This is a genomic window from Pseudoalteromonas sp. T1lg65, assembly GCF_051930985.1.
GTDB lineage: Bacteria > Pseudomonadota > Gammaproteobacteria > Enterobacterales > Alteromonadaceae > Pseudoalteromonas.
This window is the reverse complement of record NZ_CP196837.1, coordinates 3654772-3675080: the sequence shown is the minus strand read 5'-3', so window position 1 is coordinate 3675080 and position 20309 is coordinate 3654772. Positions and strand designations below refer to the sequence as shown.

Annotated in this window: 17 protein-coding genes; 9 read left to right on the top strand and 8 right to left on the bottom strand. The window is 43.7% G+C overall.

Features of this window, described 5'->3' with window-relative positions:
- The first annotated feature begins 39 nt into the window (after positions 1–39).
- Together hutI and ACSLBF_RS16335 are read left to right on the top strand one after the other, a co-directional pair.
- Positions 40–1263, top strand: coding sequence for an imidazolonepropionase (gene hutI, locus ACSLBF_RS16340; RefSeq protein ID WP_440054403.1), 1224 nt, complete (start codon positions 40–42; stop codon positions 1261–1263).
- A 23-nt stretch (positions 1264–1286) separates the two neighbouring features.
- Complete coding sequence (locus tag ACSLBF_RS16335) at positions 1287–3041, top strand: EAL domain-containing protein (RefSeq protein ID WP_440054402.1); 1755 nt, start codon at positions 1287–1289, stop codon at positions 3039–3041.
- A 26-nt stretch (positions 3042–3067) separates the two neighbouring features.
- Here the strand turns inward: ACSLBF_RS16335 and ACSLBF_RS16330 are convergent, their stop codons facing one another.
- Complete coding sequence (locus ACSLBF_RS16330; protein WP_440054401.1) at positions 3068–4114, bottom strand: arginase family protein; 1047 nt, start codon at positions 4112–4114, stop codon at positions 3068–3070.
- Positions 4115–4122: 8 nt separating this feature from the next.
- Positions 4123–4620: a ribonuclease E activity regulator RraA gene (rraA, locus tag ACSLBF_RS16325; RefSeq protein WP_440054400.1), complete on the bottom strand. Its 498-nt coding sequence runs from the start codon at positions 4618–4620 to the stop codon at positions 4123–4125.
- Positions 4621–4779: 159 nt separating this feature from the next.
- On the opposite strand from rraA, the gene ACSLBF_RS16320 reads away from it, so the two are divergent.
- From ACSLBF_RS16320 to ACSLBF_RS16310, 3 genes are all read left to right on the top strand, one after another.
- On the top strand, positions 4780–5301 hold the full coding sequence (locus tag ACSLBF_RS16320) for a phosphatase PAP2 family protein (protein WP_440054399.1): 522 nt from the start codon (positions 4780–4782) through the stop codon (positions 5299–5301).
- Positions 5298–6350 carry an MJ1255/VC2487 family glycosyltransferase gene (locus ACSLBF_RS16315; RefSeq protein ID WP_440054398.1) on the top strand — a complete coding sequence of 351 codons (1053 nt, stop codon included), beginning with the start codon at positions 5298–5300 and terminating at the stop codon, positions 6348–6350. Before ACSLBF_RS16320 ends, ACSLBF_RS16315 begins: the two co-directional genes overlap by 4 nt.
- Positions 6351–6454: 104 nt before the next feature.
- Positions 6455–8335, top strand: a complete 1881-nt coding sequence (locus tag ACSLBF_RS16310; RefSeq protein WP_440054397.1) for a methyl-accepting chemotaxis protein — start codon at positions 6455–6457, stop codon at positions 8333–8335.
- Positions 8336–8374: 39 nt separating this feature from the next.
- On the opposite strand, the gene ACSLBF_RS16305 is transcribed toward ACSLBF_RS16310, so the two are convergent.
- The 5 genes from ACSLBF_RS16305 to priA all read right to left on the bottom strand — a co-directional run bounded on the left by ACSLBF_RS16305 (position 8375) and on the right by priA (position 13450).
- A complete protein-coding gene (locus ACSLBF_RS16305; protein ID WP_440054396.1) occupies positions 8375–8749 on the bottom strand; it encodes a gamma-butyrobetaine hydroxylase-like domain-containing protein in 375 nt (124 codons plus the stop codon).
- 58 nt (positions 8750–8807) lie between these two features.
- Positions 8808–10136 (bottom strand): HslU--HslV peptidase ATPase subunit, encoded by a 1329-nt coding sequence (gene hslU, locus ACSLBF_RS16300; protein WP_440054395.1) that lies wholly within the window; start codon positions 10134–10136, stop codon positions 8808–8810.
- A gap of 13 nt (positions 10137–10149) precedes the next feature.
- Positions 10150–10668 (bottom strand): ATP-dependent protease subunit HslV, encoded by a 519-nt coding sequence (hslV, locus tag ACSLBF_RS16295; RefSeq protein WP_440054394.1) that lies wholly within the window; start codon positions 10666–10668, stop codon positions 10150–10152.
- A gap of 73 nt (positions 10669–10741) precedes the next feature.
- Positions 10742–11272, bottom strand: a complete 531-nt coding sequence (locus tag ACSLBF_RS16290; RefSeq protein WP_440054393.1) for an SPOR domain-containing protein — start codon at positions 11270–11272, stop codon at positions 10742–10744.
- A 6-nt stretch (positions 11273–11278) separates the two neighbouring features.
- On the bottom strand, positions 11279–13450 hold the full coding sequence (priA, locus tag ACSLBF_RS16285) for a primosomal protein N' (RefSeq protein ID WP_440054392.1): 2172 nt from the start codon (positions 13448–13450) through the stop codon (positions 11279–11281).
- A 246-nt stretch (positions 13451–13696) separates the two neighbouring features.
- Here priA and rpmE point away from each other — a divergent pair, with 246 nt between their 5' ends.
- Positions 13697–13912, top strand: coding sequence for a 50S ribosomal protein L31 (gene rpmE / locus ACSLBF_RS16280; protein ID WP_010607053.1), 216 nt, complete (start codon positions 13697–13699; stop codon positions 13910–13912).
- Positions 13913–14788: 876 nt separating this feature from the next.
- Positions 14789–16030, top strand: coding sequence for a malic enzyme-like NAD(P)-binding protein (locus tag ACSLBF_RS16275; RefSeq protein ID WP_440054391.1), 1242 nt, complete (start codon positions 14789–14791; stop codon positions 16028–16030).
- Between the two features lie 69 nt (positions 16031–16099).
- Here the strand turns inward: ACSLBF_RS16275 and metJ are convergent, their stop codons facing one another.
- Positions 16100–16420 (bottom strand): met regulon transcriptional regulator MetJ, encoded by a 321-nt coding sequence (gene metJ / locus ACSLBF_RS16270; RefSeq protein WP_440054390.1) that lies wholly within the window; start codon positions 16418–16420, stop codon positions 16100–16102.
- A gap of 277 nt (positions 16421–16697) precedes the next feature.
- On the opposite strand from metJ, the gene metB reads away from it, so the two are divergent.
- Both metB and metL read left to right on the top strand, forming a co-directional pair.
- On the top strand, positions 16698–17915 hold the full coding sequence (metB, locus tag ACSLBF_RS16265; RefSeq protein ID WP_440054389.1) for a cystathionine gamma-synthase: 1218 nt from the start codon (positions 16698–16700) through the stop codon (positions 17913–17915).
- A gap of 4 nt (positions 17916–17919) precedes the next feature.
- Entirely contained in the window at positions 17920–20268 is a 2349-nt protein-coding gene (gene metL, locus ACSLBF_RS16260) for a bifunctional aspartate kinase/homoserine dehydrogenase II (protein ID WP_440054388.1), read from the top strand.
- The last annotated feature ends 41 nt before the right edge of the window (positions 20269–20309 follow it).

Sequence of the window (20309 nt, the reverse complement as noted above, 5' to 3'; positions counted from 1 at the left end):
AGAAATTATTTTGTACGCTTTGGTTACGAGGAACAATCGATGTTGGAAGCAGATCTGGTCATTGTAGACGTTAATATTGCCACCATGGATAGTACTATTGATAAGCCCTATGGGCTTATTGAGCAAGGGGCAATTGCAGTTAAGAATGGCACTATAGTTTGGCTTGGGGCGCAACGCGCATTGCCAGAAATTGACGCAATAAATACTCCGATACTAAATGGCCGCGGGCAATGGATTACGCCGGGTCTGATTGATTGCCATACGCATATCCTGTTTGCCGGTTCCAGAGCAAATGAGTTTGAACAACGTTTGCTGGGGGCGTCTTATCAAGAGATCGCTGCACAAGGGGGCGGCATTGCGAGTACTGTAAAATCGACTCGTTTGGCGGATAACGAAACCTTATTTGTGCTGGCAAAAGATCGCTTGAACAGTTTGCTCAATGAAGGGGTCACCACCGTTGAAAGCAAATCAGGATATGGCCTAGATACCGAGAACGAGTTGAAGCTACTAGAAGTGAATCAATTACTAAATGAACATCACCCCATCGATATTCAGAGTACGTTCTTAGGTGCCCACGCATTACCTCCTGAATTTAAGGGGAATGCCGATGGTTATATTGATTTGGTGTGTGAGCAAATGATGCCAGAAGTTGCAAAACGTGAGCTTGCCAGTGCAGTGGATGTGTTTTGTGAAAATGTAGGTTTTAGTTACGAGCAAACCGAACGTGTGTTCAATAAAGCAAAATCGTTAGGCCTAAAAGTCAAATGCCATGCAGAGCAGCTATCTAATCAACATGGCACTGAATTAGTTGCTAAGTTTAAGGGGTTATCAGCGGATCATATTGAATTCCTCGATGAACAAGGCGTGAAGGCGATGGCAGCAGCCGATGTGACTGCAGTACTGCTACCTGGTGCATATTATTTCTTGAGAGAAACACAACAACCACCTATTGAGCTCTTGCGAGAATATCAAGTACCGATGGCCATTGCCAGTGACTTTAACCCTGGTACCTCACCGCTTTGTTCGTTGCGTCTGATGTTAAATATGGCTTGTACATTATTTCGAATGACGCCTGAAGAAGCATTACAAGGGGTCACATGTCATGCAGCCAAAGCGCTTGGATTAAATGATCGAGGCGTGCTCAAAGCCGGGATGAGGGCGGATATTGCAATGTGGAATATCACTCATCCTGCTCAGTTGAGCTATCAATTTGGTGTAAACGAACTATCAAATCTGTGGATCTCGGGTACACTTATTAAATAGCCGAACCACTATGTTGGTCTAACATGCTGACAACTTTTATTGCGCTAGGGTCGCAAATAGGGTTGCATGAAGGAACATCAATCAATATAACGCCAATTGCCTCAGGGTTAATTGGCGCTGTTATTGTTGCTATCTTAACACTAAACATTCGTATTGTTTCACTACCGACTAAGTTGACGTATACGCTCAGCGCCGTATTGACAGTATTGCTGTTATTAACCAATAGTAGCGCGCTGGTGTATGTGTTATGCGCTCTCATGCTGTTACCAATTTACTTGGCTGTAATAAATCAGCAGAACACTTTGATCGTATGTCATTGTCTAAGTACTGTGCTGATGGTGGTACAGCTACTCTTAGTATTATGGTTGGACCTACCATATTACTACTTTGCGATTGGCGTACTACTTTGGTTCTTTGCTCTGATGTTCATTGAATTAACTCCGCAAAGCACAATGGATGTAGTGCCAGGAGGTGCGATTGATTCGCATACTGAGTTAGGGCTGCCAGATACTGAAGCACTTCGTGATGCATATATGCAGTATGATCGAACAGCGGCAACCAGCATCTTAGTGTTAATTCGCTTGGAAGGGTTTATACAAGTGAATCAGCATTTGGGGAGGGAATTTGGTGATTTACTGCTCACTCAATCGGCAAATAGAATTGCAGAATGTGTCCAACTGATGGATGTGATGCCGATCGGTAGTGGTCGATATATCAATCGGGTAGCGCATTTAGGTGGCTTGCAATTTGCGTTTATTTGTTCACTCATTCAAAGTCGGCATTTTCACAAGCAGCTGATTGAAGAAATCATCGCGAAAACAAGAACGCCCTTTAATGTAGGTAACTGCACCATTGAAATATCTGCACGAGCCAGTTATGTAAATTGTGAGGAAGAGTCTGGAGAGTTAGACGCCTTATTGGCATGTGCGTATCTTGCGCTTGACCACTACCCAAACAGAACAATCAGCCCTTACCAACACAAAATGCGGATCGAGTGGTTAGCTCAACAAGAAAGACTAAGTGAACTTACCAAGGTGAAATTCCATCAAGACTTTGCTGTGTATTTTCAACCAGTCATTAGACACAGTGATCAAGGGGTTGAATTTGTAGAGCTTTTACTACGTTGGCATCACCCAACCCAAGGTTTGTTGAGTGCTGCGGAGTTCATTGCAGACCTTAAATTAGTAGGATCAGCCATTCCTGTGGCAGAATTTGTTTTCGAACGAGCATGTGAACTTGCTATGGCACTGCGTGTTGAAGATCTGATTACGCCTATCAGTATCAATATTTTTGGCCCGGAATTGCTCAATGAAGCATTTATTGAGTTTGTAGATACCAAGTTGCACGAGCATCAGCTAGATCCCGGCGATATTATTATCGAATATCCGTCGTCACTTATCGCTGAAATTTCTCCAGAATCGGTTGCTATGATGAGTCGTTTGAAACGCTTGGGCGTTGGGTTGTGTGCAGACCGTTTTGGCGAAGCACCGTTAGTCTTAGCCAAAGTCCCAGAACTAAGGTTCGATTACATTAAACTTGCAGCATCAATGACTAGCTCACCTGAACGCGTCGAAGCAGTCAAAGAGGTCGTACAGGGAGTCGTAGAAGTCCACCTCAGGCACGGTTGCGAAGTGATAGGTGAGTGCATCGAAACGCCCCAGCAATTGGCTTTTGCAAAATCATTGGGCACCACGGCTGCACAAGGTAACTTACATTGTGAGCCGAAAAGTAGCGACAAGTTGATAAGCTGGATAAAATCTCAGCAGCGTGTCGATTAAAACCTCGTTACTCGAGTTGAAACCGGTTACCTGGCTGCAGATAAAAACGCATTGACTAAGGCCGCAAGGATTTGTGAACAGTGCAGCATACCTGCTTCTTTACCTTGAGGATGTTGTGCAGGTGCAGCTTCACACAGGTGCAAGTATGCGGCTCGTTTGTCACTGGCACATAGATGCACGAAATGCTCAGCATCTTGGCTTGAAAAGCCTTGATAAGTCAGAGCGCTAGCCGGCATACCAACAATAGCGTCAACGTCTAATTCAATACCAAGTGGAGACGTAATTGCTCTTGAATCAATCGCCTGTTGGCAAGCTCTAGTAATAGAAATCGTTCGTCTGACACAAATTTCTTGATAGCTGGTATAAGAGAAACCTGCGGTATTTAAGTTATCCAAGATGGTTTGATTATTCTTTTGCTCATGGAGTCCAATGACATGATAATCATGCAGTGCGCCGTTGGAAAACGCATAGCTGAATCCATTGCCACTATGGCGACCTTCATGGGCTCTAAAATCGGCATGCGGATCAAAATTTATTGCCCCCGCAGGAGTCGCTTTAGCATTCAAGTGTGCTTGTAATATCCCAAAGGCGTTATTATGACCACCGCCAATGACGATAGGTATCAAGCCGGCGGCAAAGATATCGCTCAACACCGCAATAACCCTAGAATCCACATGCCCACATAATTCTCGCAATTGAGCTAATTGCTCTTTATCGCGGTTGTCCAGACCTTCGCTGGTAGTTTGGAGATCTTGCACATCCACTTCGCCAAGCAGTAGCACTTTATCGACGTTTAAAAATTCATTCACGGGTTGGTTTAAAAAGCGCTTCAGAAAAGCATGCCAACCTTCATGACTTCCACCTTTGCCACAATTGGCACGAGGGCCGATATCTTCGGCAATGCCGACAATCACATATCTAATGCCAAACTGTGCCGCATCTTTTAGAGCGGCAGAGAAGTCATTGGCAGCTTGTAAAAAGCTAATAGATTGCCAAACACGAGTTTCCCCTGAGCGTTCCTCAACAAGCGCAGAAATGCTGGTTTCATTATATATTTTTGCAGGATTGTTCATTTGGTGCGTTATTCTTCGTCTTCTTCTAAAACCAGCTCTTCAGCAGAAATCAAAATACCTGTTGAATCGGCATAGACAAAATCATCTTCGTAGAAAGAGACACCTGCAAAGTTGACAGGGATCCCGACTTCGCCACTGCCTTCACTGTCGGCAGCTACCGGAATTGACGCAATCGCTTGAACACCAAGGTCACACTCTTCCAGTTCATCGACATGTCTTACAGCACCATAAACAATGATGCCTTGCCAGTTGTTTTCGACTGCGAGTTCAGCAAGATCTATATCGATAAGTGCACGACGCGTTGAGCCGCCACCGTCTACTAGTAACACTCGGCCCGCTCCATCTTGTTGAAGTACTTCTAAGATTTGTTCGTTGTTCTCAAAACATTTTATTGTCGTGATGCGGCCACTAAATGCTGATTGACCACCAAAGTTGATAAACATCGGTTCTAAAACATCGACGACATCGGCAAAGTGATCACACAAATCAGAAGTGCTGTATTCCATAACTAACCCTCGAGTATTAACAGTCATCAATCAGTATACTCTCATACTCTTGCTAAGCAATGCTTTGATTCAACATACATATTTGTGTCTTAAAAATGTCACGGGATTGTTATTTTGCTCTTCTATGCTGAGAATGTGAGCAATTTAAGTAGAGCAGCTATGAAAACGAAACTTGCTGAACTCGATACCGCATTATATTTCATCGTCTTTTGTCCTCGGCCAAAACATTGGCAGAGGTTAGCGGCTCTAGGCCTATCAAAAAGCGGTAACGGTGGTTTATACGTTTTGGTAGCGATACTGTGTGCATTATTTTTAGAACAGCTAGGTCAGCGCTTCGCGTTAACAGCCGTGTTAGCGTTTCTGATTGAACGACCGCTGTATTTTTATTTAAAAAATCGCATTGCGCGGCTTCGACCATGTGATTGTCATGCGGTGCAGGCATTATTGACCCCTAGTGACAAATTTAGCTTGCCTTCCGGTCATAGTGCGGGAGCTTGGTTATATGCAACTTGCTTAATGGAGCAGATCCCGGTTTTGTCTTTACCGTTGGTGATTTGGGCCTCAGGCGTTTCGGTATCACGAGTAGTTGTAGGGGTGCATTACCCTCTTGATGTAATAGTTGGCGGTCTAATGGGAACCGCTTGTGCGAGCGTGGCGATAGTAATTATAGGAAGTATATGAAGATTTTATATGGTGTTCAGGGAACAGGGAATGGCCACACTACACGTGCAAGAGTGATGGCAAGTGGTTTTGAAAAGCTTGGTATTGAGGTCGATTACTTCTTTTCTGGGCGTGCATCTGAAGACTACTTCGATATGTCTATTTTTGGTGATTACCGCAGTTGCAAAGGATTATCTTTTGTTACCGAGCATGGTCAGCTGAACCATCTAAAAACGATTAAGTCACTTAAAATTGGGCAGTTTATCAAAGATGTGAAGCAACTGGATGTTTCCAGTTATGACTTTATTTTTAATGACTTTGAGCCGATCAGTGCATGGGCGGGAAAAATGGCTAAAAAGCCAGTGATTGCGATGAGCCATCAGGCTTCCTACTTGTTCAATGATGTTCCTCAATATGCGGTGCAACCTTGGCACCGAGGATTAATCAAGTATTTCGCGCCGGCGGATGTACATTTGGGTGTGCATTGGCATCCGTTTGCTGAAAATATTATTCCTCCGTTTATTCCCTACAATCCTCCAGGTGAGCAATGTCCGTCAGTTGCAAACAAGGTGTTAGTGTACTTACCATTTGAGGACCTAGATAGTATTGTTGAGTTGTTAAAAGACTTTCCTGACAAAGAATTTTATTGCTATCACCCTCAAGCGCAAAACCATTCTATACAACATATTCATTTGCGCTCTCCAAGCCGGGAAGGATTTATCAATGATTTGACGAACACGAGTGGCGTTGTTGCCAATGCCGGATTTGAACTTTCCAGTGAAGCGTTAAAATTAGGAAAAAAGCTATTATTGAAACCGTTGGATGGCCAATTTGAGCAGCAGAACAACGCCCAAACATTGGCCTCGCTTGGCCTAGCGCAGGTCATGAATTATCTAAGCAGCAATGCGTTAGAGGAATGGCTTGGCACTAATAAAAATAGCTCAATACATTTTCCATCAGATCCAACGCCATTGATCCAGTGGTTGCTACGTAAAGATTGGCAAGATGTTGCTTCATTACATCGACAATTGTGGCTTGGTGTTAACCACCATGCTGTTAAAGCGGCATGATGTAACTCTTTGTAATATAAAATATAAAAAAATAATATTCTGAGGCAGCTTGTGCGTCAGTCGGCTATACTTGCAAATAATTAATTTATATTGCAGGTGAGACGATGGCTTTATTGGAAAACTTAACCATTAAACGTCGATTGCAAGTGAATGCACTAGTGGTAGGGATTGCCTTAATTATCATGCTCATAGTAATCATCTATGAAGCCAGAACGATGTTGAGATTTAATCAAACCATACAAGACGCGGAAGAAGTGGCTGTACATGCGATTTCTATGCGCAAACATGAAAAAAACTTTCTCTTCTATAAAGATCAAGACTCTTTGATCGAACATGAAAATGATTTTAATAAACTCAACAGTCAGCTTGCTGATTTGCAAAGCATGTTTGCAGACTTTGATATTGATGCTAGCAACGTAGAAGAACTCAAGCGTTTGGTTGATGCCTATCATAAAGATTTTAAAAATGTCGTTGCTTTGCAAAAAACCATTGGATTACACCCAAAAGACTCTCTTTACGGTGAGCTTCGTTCGGCGGTACATGAAGTAGAAACGCTTCTGAAAGAGCAAGAAAACTATCAGCTGTTGTCTAGCATGCTGCAGTTAAGGCGAGCAGAGAAAGATTTTATGCTGCGTTTAGATAAAAAATACTTAACTAGTTTTAATGACGCGGTTAGTACGTTTACCAATGAGATACGTGGTGCGGGGTTCACTCAAGATTATCAACAGCGGTTACTTGGTTTTCTGAATACGTATCAGAGCAAATTTGACCAACTTGTCAAAGCGCAAGAAAAGCTGGGCCTTGATCTCGAAAGTGGAGCGCTGGGTAAAATGAAAGCCAGCGTTGAACGCAGTGATAGTCTTGTGGTTGAAGTTGTCGACCAAGCTAAGGCTGAGATCGAAGCCCATGTGGGCCGTACACAAATGATCGCCATTGCGGTATTTATTACTGCTGGTGTGATTGTGATGGTGTTGGTGTTATCGACTAGTCGGTCAATTGTTGAACCCGTTGAACGAGTGTACATGACGATTGAAAGGATCAGAAAAGAAAACGACCTGAGTCTACTAATCGACCAAACAGGCAATGATGAAATTACCATTATGACGAGGGACTTTAATAGTTTGATTTCTGATTTTAGAGATCTGATCGCCGAAGTGAATGTGGCCCTATCTACCATTAATGAAGCCACAAATCACCTTACAGAAACGACAGCACAGACCAGTTCTGGCACGCGCGAACAGTTACATGAAGCGGATATGGTGGCTACTGCGGCAACGGAAATGCAGGCGACTATTCAAGATATATCGAACAATACCAATGAGGCAGCACATAAAGCCGAGTCAACCAATGGTAACGCACAGCAAGGTCGTAGAGAGGTAACAGCAACCATCGAGTTAATTATGGAGCTGTCTGAGTCATTAGGTGGCGCGTCTGATGTCGTCGCTCAGCTGGAAAAAGATGGCGAAACCATTGGCTCGGTGTTGGATGTTATTCGTGGTATTGCCGAACAAACAAATCTATTAGCACTCAATGCTGCTATTGAGGCAGCCCGTGCCGGAGAGCAAGGCAGAGGGTTTGCTGTGGTTGCTGACGAAGTTCGCTCACTGGCACAACGGACTCAAGACTCTACTCGAGAGATTGAAAATATTATATCTACGCTTCAGCAGCGTACTCGAGAGGTCGTGAATATCATGGAGCAGTGTCGAGAGCAGGGTAGCGAGAGTGTTTCGCAAGCCGAAAAAGCGGGTGAGTTACTTGGTATGATCACTGAGGATGTACAAACCATCATGGAAATGAGTACTCACATTGCCACCGCGATTGACGAGCAAAACCAAGTTGCTTCCGAGGTGAATCAAAACGTAGTTAAAATCAGAGATATTGCGCAGGTTGCGTCTGAACATGCCAGCTCTAATGCGCAAAGTAGTGAAGAAGTCGCTGAACAAGCCAGAGTATTACATGAGGCGGTAGCGAAGTATAAAGTTTAGAAACCGATAATTAAACGCGTCTTTTGAAGGCGCGTTTTTTTAAGGTATAAATTTGATAGGTACACTATCTTTTTGCTCACTATACTCTTGAACCGCGTGAATATAATCCTGCCATAGTTGATCCTGATTCAGCGCGAGGTGGTGAAGATATTGCCAGCTAAATAATCCCGAGTTATGCCCATCATCAAATGTTAATCTTACAGCGTAATGACCAACAGGCTCGATGTGCGTGATTGCAACTGATTGTTTATTCATAACCAGTTGTTTTTGTTCAGGGCTGTGGCCTTGGACTTCTGCGGAAGGGGAATGTGTACGCAGCAATTCCGCCGACAAAGTGTAACAACAATCATTGTCGAAATAGACATCAAGTATTTTACTTACAGCGTGATAATGAAGTTTGGTTACTTGTTGCATAGTGTTAGCCTAAAAAAAGCGGGTATGAATACCCGCTTGCTTGCCATATTTATGACTACTATAGAATAAAGCGACTTAAGTCTTCGTCCTGCACCAACATATCTAAATGTTGCTCAACATACTGAGCGTCGATGGTGAAAGTATGGCCTGCTTTTTCACTGGCATCGAACGAGATTTCCTCCATCAGCTTTTCCATAACGGTATGCAAACGACGAGCACCGATATTTTCGGTTTTTTCGTTTACTTGGAAAGCGGCCTCAGCAAGACGTTCAATAGCATCATCAGTAAACTCGATAGTAACGTCTTCGGTTTTCATCAATGCCAACTGCTGTTCTGTGAGTGAAGCATTTGGTTCAGTGAGAATACGTTTGAAATCACTTGCCGTCAGCGCTTCTAATTCTACACGGATCGGTAAACGACCTTGCAGCTCAGGGATCAGATCAGAGGGTTTTGCCATTTGGAATGCACCAGAGGCAATAAACAAAATATGGTCTGTTTTCACCATACCATGTTTGGTATTGACGGTTGAGCCTTCAATCAGTGGCAGTAAATCGCGCTGAACACCTTCACGGCTCACGTCTGGACCAGAAGACTCACCGCGCTTACAAATTTTGTCGATTTCATCTAAGAACACAATGCCATTTTGTTCAACTGCGTCGATAGCCTGCTCTTTCAACTCTTCAGGATTAACCAGTTTAGCGGCTTCTTCTTCCACAAGCAGTTTAAGTGCTTCTTTAATTTTCAGTTTACGTTTTTTCTTTTTGTCTCCACCCATGTTCTGGAACATGCTCTGCAGCTGGTTGGTCATTTCTTCCATTCCAGGTGGTGACATGATCTCCACGTGAGGTGCGGCTTCAGCGATATCGATTTCAATTTCTTTATCGTCTAAAGTGCCTTCGCGAAGCTTCTTACGAAATACTTGGCGGGTTGAACTGTCTTCTGTTTGCTGTGATTCACCCCAAGCGTCTTTCGCTGGTGGCAATAGTGCGTCCAAAATACGCTCTTCCGCCGCTTCTTCTGCACGATAGCGGTGCTTTTTAGTTTGCGCTTCACGGGTCATTTTGAAGGAAACTTCCACTAAGTCGCGGATAATGGTTTCAACTTCTTTACCTACATAGCCGACTTCGGTGAACTTTGTCGCTTCCACCTTAATAAATGGGGCATTAGCAAGCTTTGCTAGGCGTCGTGCGATTTCGGTTTTACCCACACCGGTCGGACCAATCATGAGGATGTTCTTTGGTGTCACTTCTGCGCGCAGCTCCTCATCAAGCTGCATACGGCGCCAGCGGTTACGAAGTGCGATCGCGACGGCTTTTTTTGCTTTATCTTGACCAATAATGTGTTGGTCAAGCTCATGTACGATTTCTCTTGGCGTCATTGCTGTCATGACTATTCCCTACTTACAATTCTTCAATAGTTTGGAAATTATTAGTGAATACACAGATATCACCAGCGATTTTAAGGCTTTTTTCTACAATATCGCGTGCGCTTAACTCTGTGTTTTCTAATAAGGCTGTTGCCGCTGCTTGAGCAAAGTTGCCACCACTGCCGATGGCGATTAGGTCGTGTTCAGGCTGCACAACATCACCATTACCCGTGATGATCAGTGACGCCGTTTCATCGGCCACAGCCAATAGTGCTTCTAATCGACGTAATGCGCGGTCAGTACGCCAGTCTTTGGCCATTTCCACGGCAGCTTTAGTTAAGTGGCCTTGGTGCATTTCAAGTTTTGCTTCAAAGCGTTCAAATAGGGTAAATGCATCGGCTGTACCGCCAGCAAAACCCGCTAGTACTTTACCATTGTATAGGCGGCGTACTTTGCGTGCATTGCCTTTCATTACAGTGTTGCCAAGAGAGACTTGGCCGTCTCCGCCGATAACAACTTTGTTGTCGCGGCGAACACTAACGATGGTAGTCATAGTGATCCTTTTCTAGGCATATTTTGCCTTTGTAACTCATGATTAATGGGAGGTATGGGTTTTATTGCAAAAATCAAGTCCAACCCCAGATCGCACACCCAAAAATACCAACACGTCTGAGCTTATTCTTATCACTCTCCGCTTGGCGTTTCGTATCAAAAGGACCTAATCTAACTCGATACCAAACACCGTTACTGCCTTCTGTTTGCCTGATTTCTGAAATTAACCCAGCAAATGCAATTTTGGCTTTCATTTCTTCCGCTTGTGCATATGTTTTAAAAGAGCCGCATTGCATTTGGTAAGGACCCTTACTTTCTATCTCTTTGACTTCAACTTGAATTTCATGGTTCTTTATTTGTTCTATGAATTCTGGTGGTCGTGGCTTTGGCTTGGCTTTTGGTTGTTCCACTACCTGAGTTGGATGCTTTGCTTGCTCGACTTGTTCAGGATCCGCGTTGGTCTTGATATACCAAAGGCCATAGGCGAATCCGCCTATCAGCACGAGCGCCGCAATAATCGCAAAAACCGGCAGCTGCTTTGCTGGTTTGGTCTTTTGCTGTTTTTTGTTGGTCGGTTTCTTATTGATGTAGTCGTGTTGTGCCATAACTGATTAATAGGTATCCATCGGATCGACATCTATACTCCATTTGACTCTGTTGGCCAGTTCATGCTCACTCATATAGCGAGCCAGCTGTGCCAGATAGTCATGCAGTACAGGGCGTTGTTGTGCATGTATGTGTAACTGATATCTATACTTCCCTGCTATACGTTCAAGTGGTGCAGGGATGGGTCCTAGCAATTGTATACCAGGGTAGGGGGTAGCAGGAACCAAATCCGACAAAAAGCGCAGAACAAAGTTCACATTTGTTGCTTCTGCTCGAATTATCACGAGGTGTGCAAAAGGAGGAAGTAATGCTTCTTCACGTTCTTGCAAGGCATAACGAGCAAAGTCACCATAACCATTATTAATTAGATCTTGTAGTAATGGGTGTTCTGGAAAGTGCGTTTGTAATAACACGGTACCGGCTTCACCTGCCCGGCCTGCTCGACCAGCAACTTGAGTGATCAGTTGTGCCATTTGTTCGGTGGCTCTGAAATCACAAGAATATAAACCCGAATCAACATCTAAGATTATCACCAGGCTCACATCGGCAAAATGATGTCCCTTTGCAAGCATTTGTGTACCAACTAGTATTCTAGCGCCACCTTGATTGATTTCATCCAGCGCAGATTCTAGGCTGCCTTTTTTTCGGGTGGAGTCACGATCAATGCGAGTCAATGGAATGTCGGTAAACTGCTCAGTGAGAAATTGCTCTAATTGCTCAGTACCAACACCATTTGGAATAATTTGGGTGCTGCCACAATCAGGACATTGTTTTGGCACAAAATCTTGTTCGCCACAGTGGTGGCAAACTAAACGGTTCATTGCGCGGTGATAGGTGGCACTCGTCGAGCAGTGCTGACACGTGTTGAGCCAGCCACATTCATGGCACATTAACGTTGGTGCAAACCCTCTGCGATTTAAAAACACCATGACTTGTTTGCCACGATTAAGCGTTTTTTGCATCCAATGGATACTCATTGGCGATAGGCCACATTGTTGCGGTTGACCCTTCATATCCACGAGGTGGAATTGGTTGTCTTGTTGCGTTTGTGCTCGTTTGGTTAAGCTGAGCAATTGGTATTTGTTACTTAATGCTTTTTGTAATGTGTCCAGTGCAGGGGTCGCTGTTCCCAACAATAATGGACATTGTTGCTGATGCGCGCGATACACCGCTAAGTCTCGGGCGTGATACTTCAAACCATCTTGTTGCTTGAAAGAACTATCATGCTCTTCATCAACGATGATCATGCCGAGATGTTTAAACGGCAAAAAAATCGCTGAGCGAGTGCCGATCACCAGTGCGTTGCTGCCTTGCTCTGCTCGCCGCCATGTATGTAGTCGTTCGTTGTCGGTGAGGTTGGAGTGCCATAAATCAATGGGCATGTTTTGAAAGCGCTTTTTGAAGCGGTTAACGGTTTGCGGAGTCAACCCAATTTCAGGGACCAGCACCAGAGCTTGCTTGCCTTGGGCTAAGACATTTTCCAAGCATTGTAGATAGACTTCCGTTTTTCCGCTGCCAGTAACCCCTTCGACTAAAAAAGTACGATATCCCTGTTGCGCATTGACTGCGCTACAAATGGTTGCCTGTTGCTCGTTTAACGTGGGTTTATCACCAAGTGCCAAAGTTTGTTCTGTCCAGTCTTTGTCGTGAACAATGGTTTGCTCTATCAGTGCTTTTTCTTCGAGTGATTTAATGGTTTGAGCCGCAAAGCCCAGCGCTTTTAATTCGCTCAGTTTTATTTCCCCACCATGAGTTAGCTGACTCAGTAAGGCTTGTTGCTTTTTAGAACGTAATGTAGGTAACGTTTTGCCTTTTTCCGTTAGACTAATGGTTGGGATTTGTGTTTTATCAGGGTGTCCACCTTCTCGTAGTACCGCTGGAAGTGCGGTAAAAAAAGTATCGCCAATCGGGTGGCAGTAGTATTGCGCGACAAACTGCAAAAAAGCGATATGTGGTGGCGTTAACACTGGCTGTTTATCTAATACCGAAGAAATTGTTTTTAACTTTTCTGGCGGTACATCGCTATGACTTTTAATCGCCAGTACCAAAGCCGTGCATTTTCTGTTTGCAAACGATACTTGTACGCGCATACCTGGGCGCAGATCACCGATCTCCGATATTAAATAATCAAACGTACGGTGTAGCGGTAGTTTTATTGCTACTTCAAGAATGGGCATAGAAATACGGAACAATTGTCGTAGATGCGGTTAGAATAACGTTGGCACACTGGGAAATAAACCTCTACTTTTGCATACTGAACTGGTCGCAGCCATAAGCTGGTTAAAAAACTGCCAGAGAAAGAGAAATAGTGCTTGTGGATTGAACGGTTAAGTCCTAAAATACGCGTCCACAATTTTTGTATAACTACGTATGGTGCCAGACTTCGGGTTTGGAGAGCGATACGGCCTTAACTAGAGGTTGCTATGAAAGAAGGTATTCACCCTAATTACGAGACGATCACAGCATCGTGCTCATGCGGTAACAAGTTCGAAACTCGTTCAACGCTTTGTAAAGATATTCACCTAGACGTTTGTTCTGCATGCCACCCGTTCTATACTGGTAAGCAGAAGATCCTTGACACAGGTGGCCGTGTAGATCGCTTCAACAAGCGTTTCGGCGCACTTAGCAGCAAGAAGTAATTCTTGTCGTCTAGCAAAAAAAGCACCTTTTGGTGCTTTTTTTGCGCCTGAAATCAGCGTTAAAGCGCGTTTTTCTTTTATTATTTTTTCTCCGTCCCTATTTATTGATAGCTTTTTCCAATAGCTCACTTCATTAAGTGAATTGGTATAATTAGCATTCAAATCAATGGATACTAGATTTCTCCTGCTAGTACCGAGTCAGCAGCTCAACATAGTCTATTAGTTATGTGATTAGAAAAAGCAGAAATGGCAGGTTTTCTTTACTAAAAAATTAGAGTTTTTACTTTATTTTCTTCTTGAATGGTGGCTATTTTTTCAGGTGTTTTGAATGAGAGATTTATGCATCTATAGTGAATTGTAGTAAATAAATTTTTCTGCTCTAAAATTGCTCTTTGGCTATTATTTGTTTTAATAAAGCGCTTAAAGTCAGTAAAAGTAAGTGAAAATTCACTAAAATCGAGTTTTATCAATAATTATCTAAAAGTGGATAAAAATACACCATTAAATACTCAAATTTCACTAGAAATAGACACTTTAAAGAAACTGAAATGTGAAAACTTTGCGTAAAAATTCTGGTAATTTCGACGAAAAATAACAGAATTTGCTTGATGCTGGATCGACCTGATTTTACTTGAATATCTCTTTAAACTCGGTATCGTGTAGCTGCGGTCGATTAACTATGTGCTCAATTAGCAATACGTTTTTAGTATAAGTATGGCAAGGTAGAGTTTACATTGCTCATATAGTTAATCGCACTGTTTGATGCTTAACTGCACCGAGTAGCCCAGTGCTACGTTTATTGCGTCACGGTTACTCATCCAACAATGCGAATGTTACTCACACTCTCACAAAAACATCGTAGGAATAGAACGCGCCATGACCGATTTTCGTCAACAAGCTTTAGATTATCACGCTAAACCCGTTCCAGGTAAAATCAGTGTTGAGCTGACCAAACCCGCCGAAACCGTTAAAGACCTTGCGCTTGCATACAGCCCCGGTGTGGCTGAACCTGTCCGTGAAATTGCTGCCGACCCAACGAATGCATATCGTTACACAGGCAAAGGTAATTTGGTGGCAGTGATCAGTAATGGCACCGCGATTCTTGGTCTGGGGAATCTGGGGCCGTTGGCTTCGAAGCCTGTAATGGAAGGCAAAGCTTTACTGTTTAAACGTTTTGCTGGATTAGACTCTATAGATATCGAAGTTAATCATAATACGACAGAAGATTTCATTAATACGGTAGCAAATATCGCTGATACTTTTGGTGGGATTAACCTAGAAGATATTAAAGCTCCAGAGTGTTTTGAAATTGAACGTGCACTCATCGAGCGCTGTGACGTACCGGTATTCCATGATGATCAACATGGTACCGCTATCGTTACCGCTGCGGGCATGCTAAACGCGCTAGAAATCCAAGGTAAGAGTATTCATGATGCGATCATCGTGTGTCTTGGCGCGGGTGCAGCAGCAATCGCGTGTATGGAACTTCTCATCAAGTGCGGGGCGCAGCGTGAACACATTTATATGCTTGATAGAAAAGGGGTGATCCATACTCGCCGTGACGATTTAAATGAGTACAAAAAACTATTCGCCAACAATACAGACAAGCGCACTTTGCAAGATGTTATTGAAGAAGCAGATGTGTTTGTGGGTGTATCTGGTCCGGACTTGTTGTCGGCAGAAGACTTGAAACTTATGGCAGATAAACCGGTGGTGTTTGCTTGTTCAAACCCGGATCCTGAAATCAGTCCAGAAGTTGCTCATGGTGCTCGTGATGATTTAATTATGGCGACGGGTCGTTCTGATTATCCAAATCAGGTTAACAACGTGTTGTGTTTCCCGTTTATCTTCCGTGGTGCGCTGGATGTGCGCGCGACCGCGATTAACGATGAAATGAAAATCGCGGCGGTCGAGGCGATCCGTAGTATTGCCAAAGAACCGGTACCTGCTGAAGTGCTCAAAGCTGCAGATGTTGAAAGCTTAGAGTTTGGTCCTCATTACATTATTCCAAAACCGATGGATCCAAGGTTGCTACCGCGTATCGCAAGAGCTGTAGCAGAAGCTGCGGTTGACTCTGGTGTGGCCCAAGTCGAAATGCCTGACACTTACATGAGATAAGTAGTCAAAAATCGCGTACCGTTGCTTTGCGGTGTCGCTACGAAAAAAGCCTCAATTGAGGCTTTTTTATTATTCTTCGTTTATTTCTGGAATTTCCAGTCCACGCTCTATCATGATGTTTCTAACCTCTAGCGGGATCTTTTCTGGGTTATCTTTTCGTAAATCTTCATCGCTGGGTAGTGGTTGCCCAGTGAAGGCGTGAAGAAATGCCTCACATAAAAGTTCACTGTTAGTTGCATGACGTAAGTTATTCACTTGACGGCGAGTACGCTCATCAGTGAGTACTTTCAGTACATTGAGTGGTATAGATACGGTGATCTTTTTAACCTGTTCTGCTTTTTTACCGTGCTCTGCGTATGGGTGAATATATTCACCATTCCATTTTGCCATAATTGTGTACTTGCCTCAGTTACATCAATGCCAATATGACTAGGTTCTGACAGGCTGAACTTTACGCAGCTTGGCGTGATTGATAGTTCTCTGCCATAGTTTCAAAAACTCAGTCGTATTAGCATATTAAACGCCTAAAATGGCGAAATTTTATCGGTTTAAAAAAGATAGTCAAATACTAGTTATTTAGCCATTTAGCAGTATAAATGTTTTGACTTCTCTATTTTGTTGAATTAACCTTTTAGACGTCTAAACATCCAATTATCTAGGTGGCCAAATGAGTCAACGCAACAAATCTACAATTGCAGTACGCCACGGCATAGAAGCTGACAAAGCCCACGGTGCAGTAGTGCCCCCTCTTTATTTATCGACCACTTACTCGTTTGCCGATTTTGATACCAAACGAGATTATGACTACGGACGCAGTGGCAATTTCAATAGAGACGTTTTGGCTGAAGCGTTAGCTGAATTAGAAGGCGGTCAGCGGGGAATTATTACCGCAACGGGCATGGCAGCGGTCCATCTAGTTACTCAGTTACTTAATCACGATGATACGCTAGTGATCCCACATGATTGCTATGGTGGTAGTTATCGGTTGTTTACGTCATTAGCAAAACGAGGACTGTTAAAAGTTGAGGTGTTAGATTTAACCGATTCAGCCAGTTTAGAAAAACTCGGTGCTATCAAACCTAAGTTGGTATGGATAGAAACGCCGAGCAATCCAATTTTACGCTTAACGGATATTGAAGCGGTAGTAAAGGCTGCAAAGTCGGTCGGTGCACTTGTTGCGGCTGATAATACTTTCCTATCTCCTGCGCTACAAAATCCTATTTTGTTTGGCGTAGATATTGTGGTGCATTCCACCACCAAATACATTAACGGCCACTCAGATGTTGTTGGTGGCGCGGTGATCACAAAGACTGCTGAGCTGGGCGAGGAGCTTGCTTGGTGGGCAAATAACATTGGGATCACGGGTGCACCTTTTGATAGCTATCTCACGCTTAGAGGCTTAAGAACGTTAAAGGTGAGATTACGCCAGCATCAAGAAAATGCATTACAAATAGCACAATACCTTGAACAGTCACCCTTTGTAAGCCAAGTGTATTACCCCGGTTTAGAATCACATCCTCAACATGAATTAGCCAAAAAGCAACAGTTCGGCTTTGGTGGTATGGTTAGTTTTGATATCAAGGGTGACCTGACTACATCTGCGAAGTTCTTGACTTCTTTAGCTCAATTTTCACTGGCTGAGTCGTTAGGTGGTGTAGAAAGCTTGATTTGTCACCCTGCAACAATGACGCATGCGGGTATGGATGCACAGGCAAGACTAGAAGCCGGAGTCGGTGATACTTTAATCCGAATTTCGGTGGGCATTGAAGACGTGCAGGATTTAATTGCGGACTTAGAGCAGGCATTTACTCAGTTAAATGAGCAACCAGCATCGGATGAAGCAAAAGGCTTTAAATTAACGCCAGCCCACACGGCATTATGGTGATCAAATGGCAAAAGTAGTACATAAATTCGGTGGTTCTAGTTTAAGTTCCGCCACGCGTTATCAAGCAGTTGCAAATATTGTGCTGTCGCAGTGTCAGCCAGGGGATTGTGTGGTCGTTTCCGCAGCGGGAAAAACCACAAACACTTTGGTGAAATTGTGGCAAAGCCATGAGCAATCTGATGTTCGAGCGTTTAATGATATTTTGTTACAGCTGGAGAATCACCAGCGTGAGCTTATAGATGCGTTGTTTCATGGTGATCGACATGCAGAGCTACTTGCTCAGTTACTTAACGAATTACAGACTATTGCTGCCGAGAGTGAAAGCGGTCGATTGCATAATGCCAGTCTACTCGCCCACGGTGAAGTATGGTCAGCACGTGTTTTATCTAATTTCTTGCAGCAGCAAGGAGTGGCTTCTAGAGCGCTAGACGCGAGGAAGTTATTTACGTTAAATGATGGAACGTTATTGCATGCACAAAATCGAGAAGCCTGTCATGGCGCTGTCACCACTGACGAGATCCATGTAGTTACGGGGTTTATCGCTGCTGATAATCAAGGTGTAACGGTAACGTTGGGCCGTAATGGCAGTGACTACAGTGCGACTTTGCTGGCCAGCTACCTGGATGCAAGCCAAGTGGCAATTTGGACCGATACACAAGGTGTATTCAGCACCGATCCGCGAAAAGTAGCAAATGCGATTAAATATTCCAAGGTATGTAGGGGGCAAGCGGAACTCCTTGCCCGATTGGGTAATCCTGTTTTACATGCTAAGACGCTTTCGCCGTTAAAAGATACGGATATCAAACTGCAAGTACGCAGTAGTTACGATCCAGACGCGTTAGGCACCGAAATCGTCAAAGCTGGTTACTCCAAAGAAAAGCGCTTTATCACTACCTTTGAACAGCTTGATTTATTGCGAGTAGAGCAGCTACACAGTGGTGAAGTAAAACAGTTAAGCCAGTTGATCCAGCACAGCATTCATCATTTCGTAAAAGCAGGGGAAGCGTATTTATTGGTGCCTTCTGCGTATAGCAACTTGATCATCAATAGGCTTGAACATCGCGCAAACTTAGTCGAATCTCAAGTGCAAGGTTTTGCAGTTGTTGCTCCTGAGCAGGACGTTACGCACTTGATGGCACAAGCGCAGGAATTATTGGCTGAGCATCAAATTGTAAAGCGCTTCACATTACAAGAGCAAAATTATAGTTTGGTATTGACGGATCAAGTGATCGACAGTGATTTACTGGCGTTACTTCATGAGAAACTGATTAATAAGGGCCGTGAACTTGCTGTCATTGTGGCGGGCATTGGTAATGTCGGACAAGTGTTTATCGAGCAATGCCAAAAACAAATCACCAAACTGAGTGAGCACTTTGACCTGAAACTTGTCGGTCTATTGCGCTCAGAATCAATGTTATTTTGTCCAAGTGGATTGAACTTATCTGCATGGCAAACGCAGTGGCAGAATGAAGCGGTTGCTTACAGTGAGCAAGAGCTGTTTGCGCGGATCAAAGAATTGGATTACGAACACAAAGTCGTTATCGATATTACTGCGAGCGAACCCTTTAGTGAGTTGTATCCGCAGTTTGTGGAGCATGATTGTCATCTTATCAGTGCAAATAAATATGCTGGTACAGCGAAGCAAAGCTGGTACTTGTCACTTCGTCAACAGCTCCAAGAGCGTGACCTATTATGGCGATATAACACCAGCGTAGGAGCAGGATTGCCTGTCAACTTTGCGTTGGCAGATCTACAAAATAGTGGTGATACAGTTAGTAAAATCGAAGGGGTATTTTCAGGAACACTATCTTGGCTCTGTAGTAGTTATAATGGCAGTTGCGCCTTTTCTGAGTTGGTGCTGCAGGCGCAAGAGATGGGTTATACCGAACCGGATCCAAGAGAAGATTTATCTGGTCGTGATATGCAGCGCAAGCTACTGATTTTGGCTCGTGATCTTGGCATAGAGTTAGAACTTGAAAACATAGAGTTAGAGCCATTAATGCCTGAGGCTTTGGCGCTAGGCTCTTGGCAAGATTTTCTCGCACAAACAGAGTTGTTGGATAACTTTTACGCACAAAAATATCAACAAGCGGCTGCACAAAATGGGGTGTTGCGCTATACCGGCAAACTTGAACTGCAGGATGATGGTAAGGTGCATGCTAAAGTGGGAGTCGCTATCGTTCCTGTGGGCAGTGCTATCGCGAATTTAACTCCAGGTGATAATATCTTTGTGATCCACACGAAATGGTATGAGCAAAATCCTTTAGTTATCCAAGGACCTGGTGCTGGTAAAGAAGTTACCGCCTCTGGGATCCATTCCGATCTGTTCTGGTTATGCCAAAACCTTAAGTGACTTTAGCTTTGCTTAAATTGGAGGCTATAAACCAGATTTTG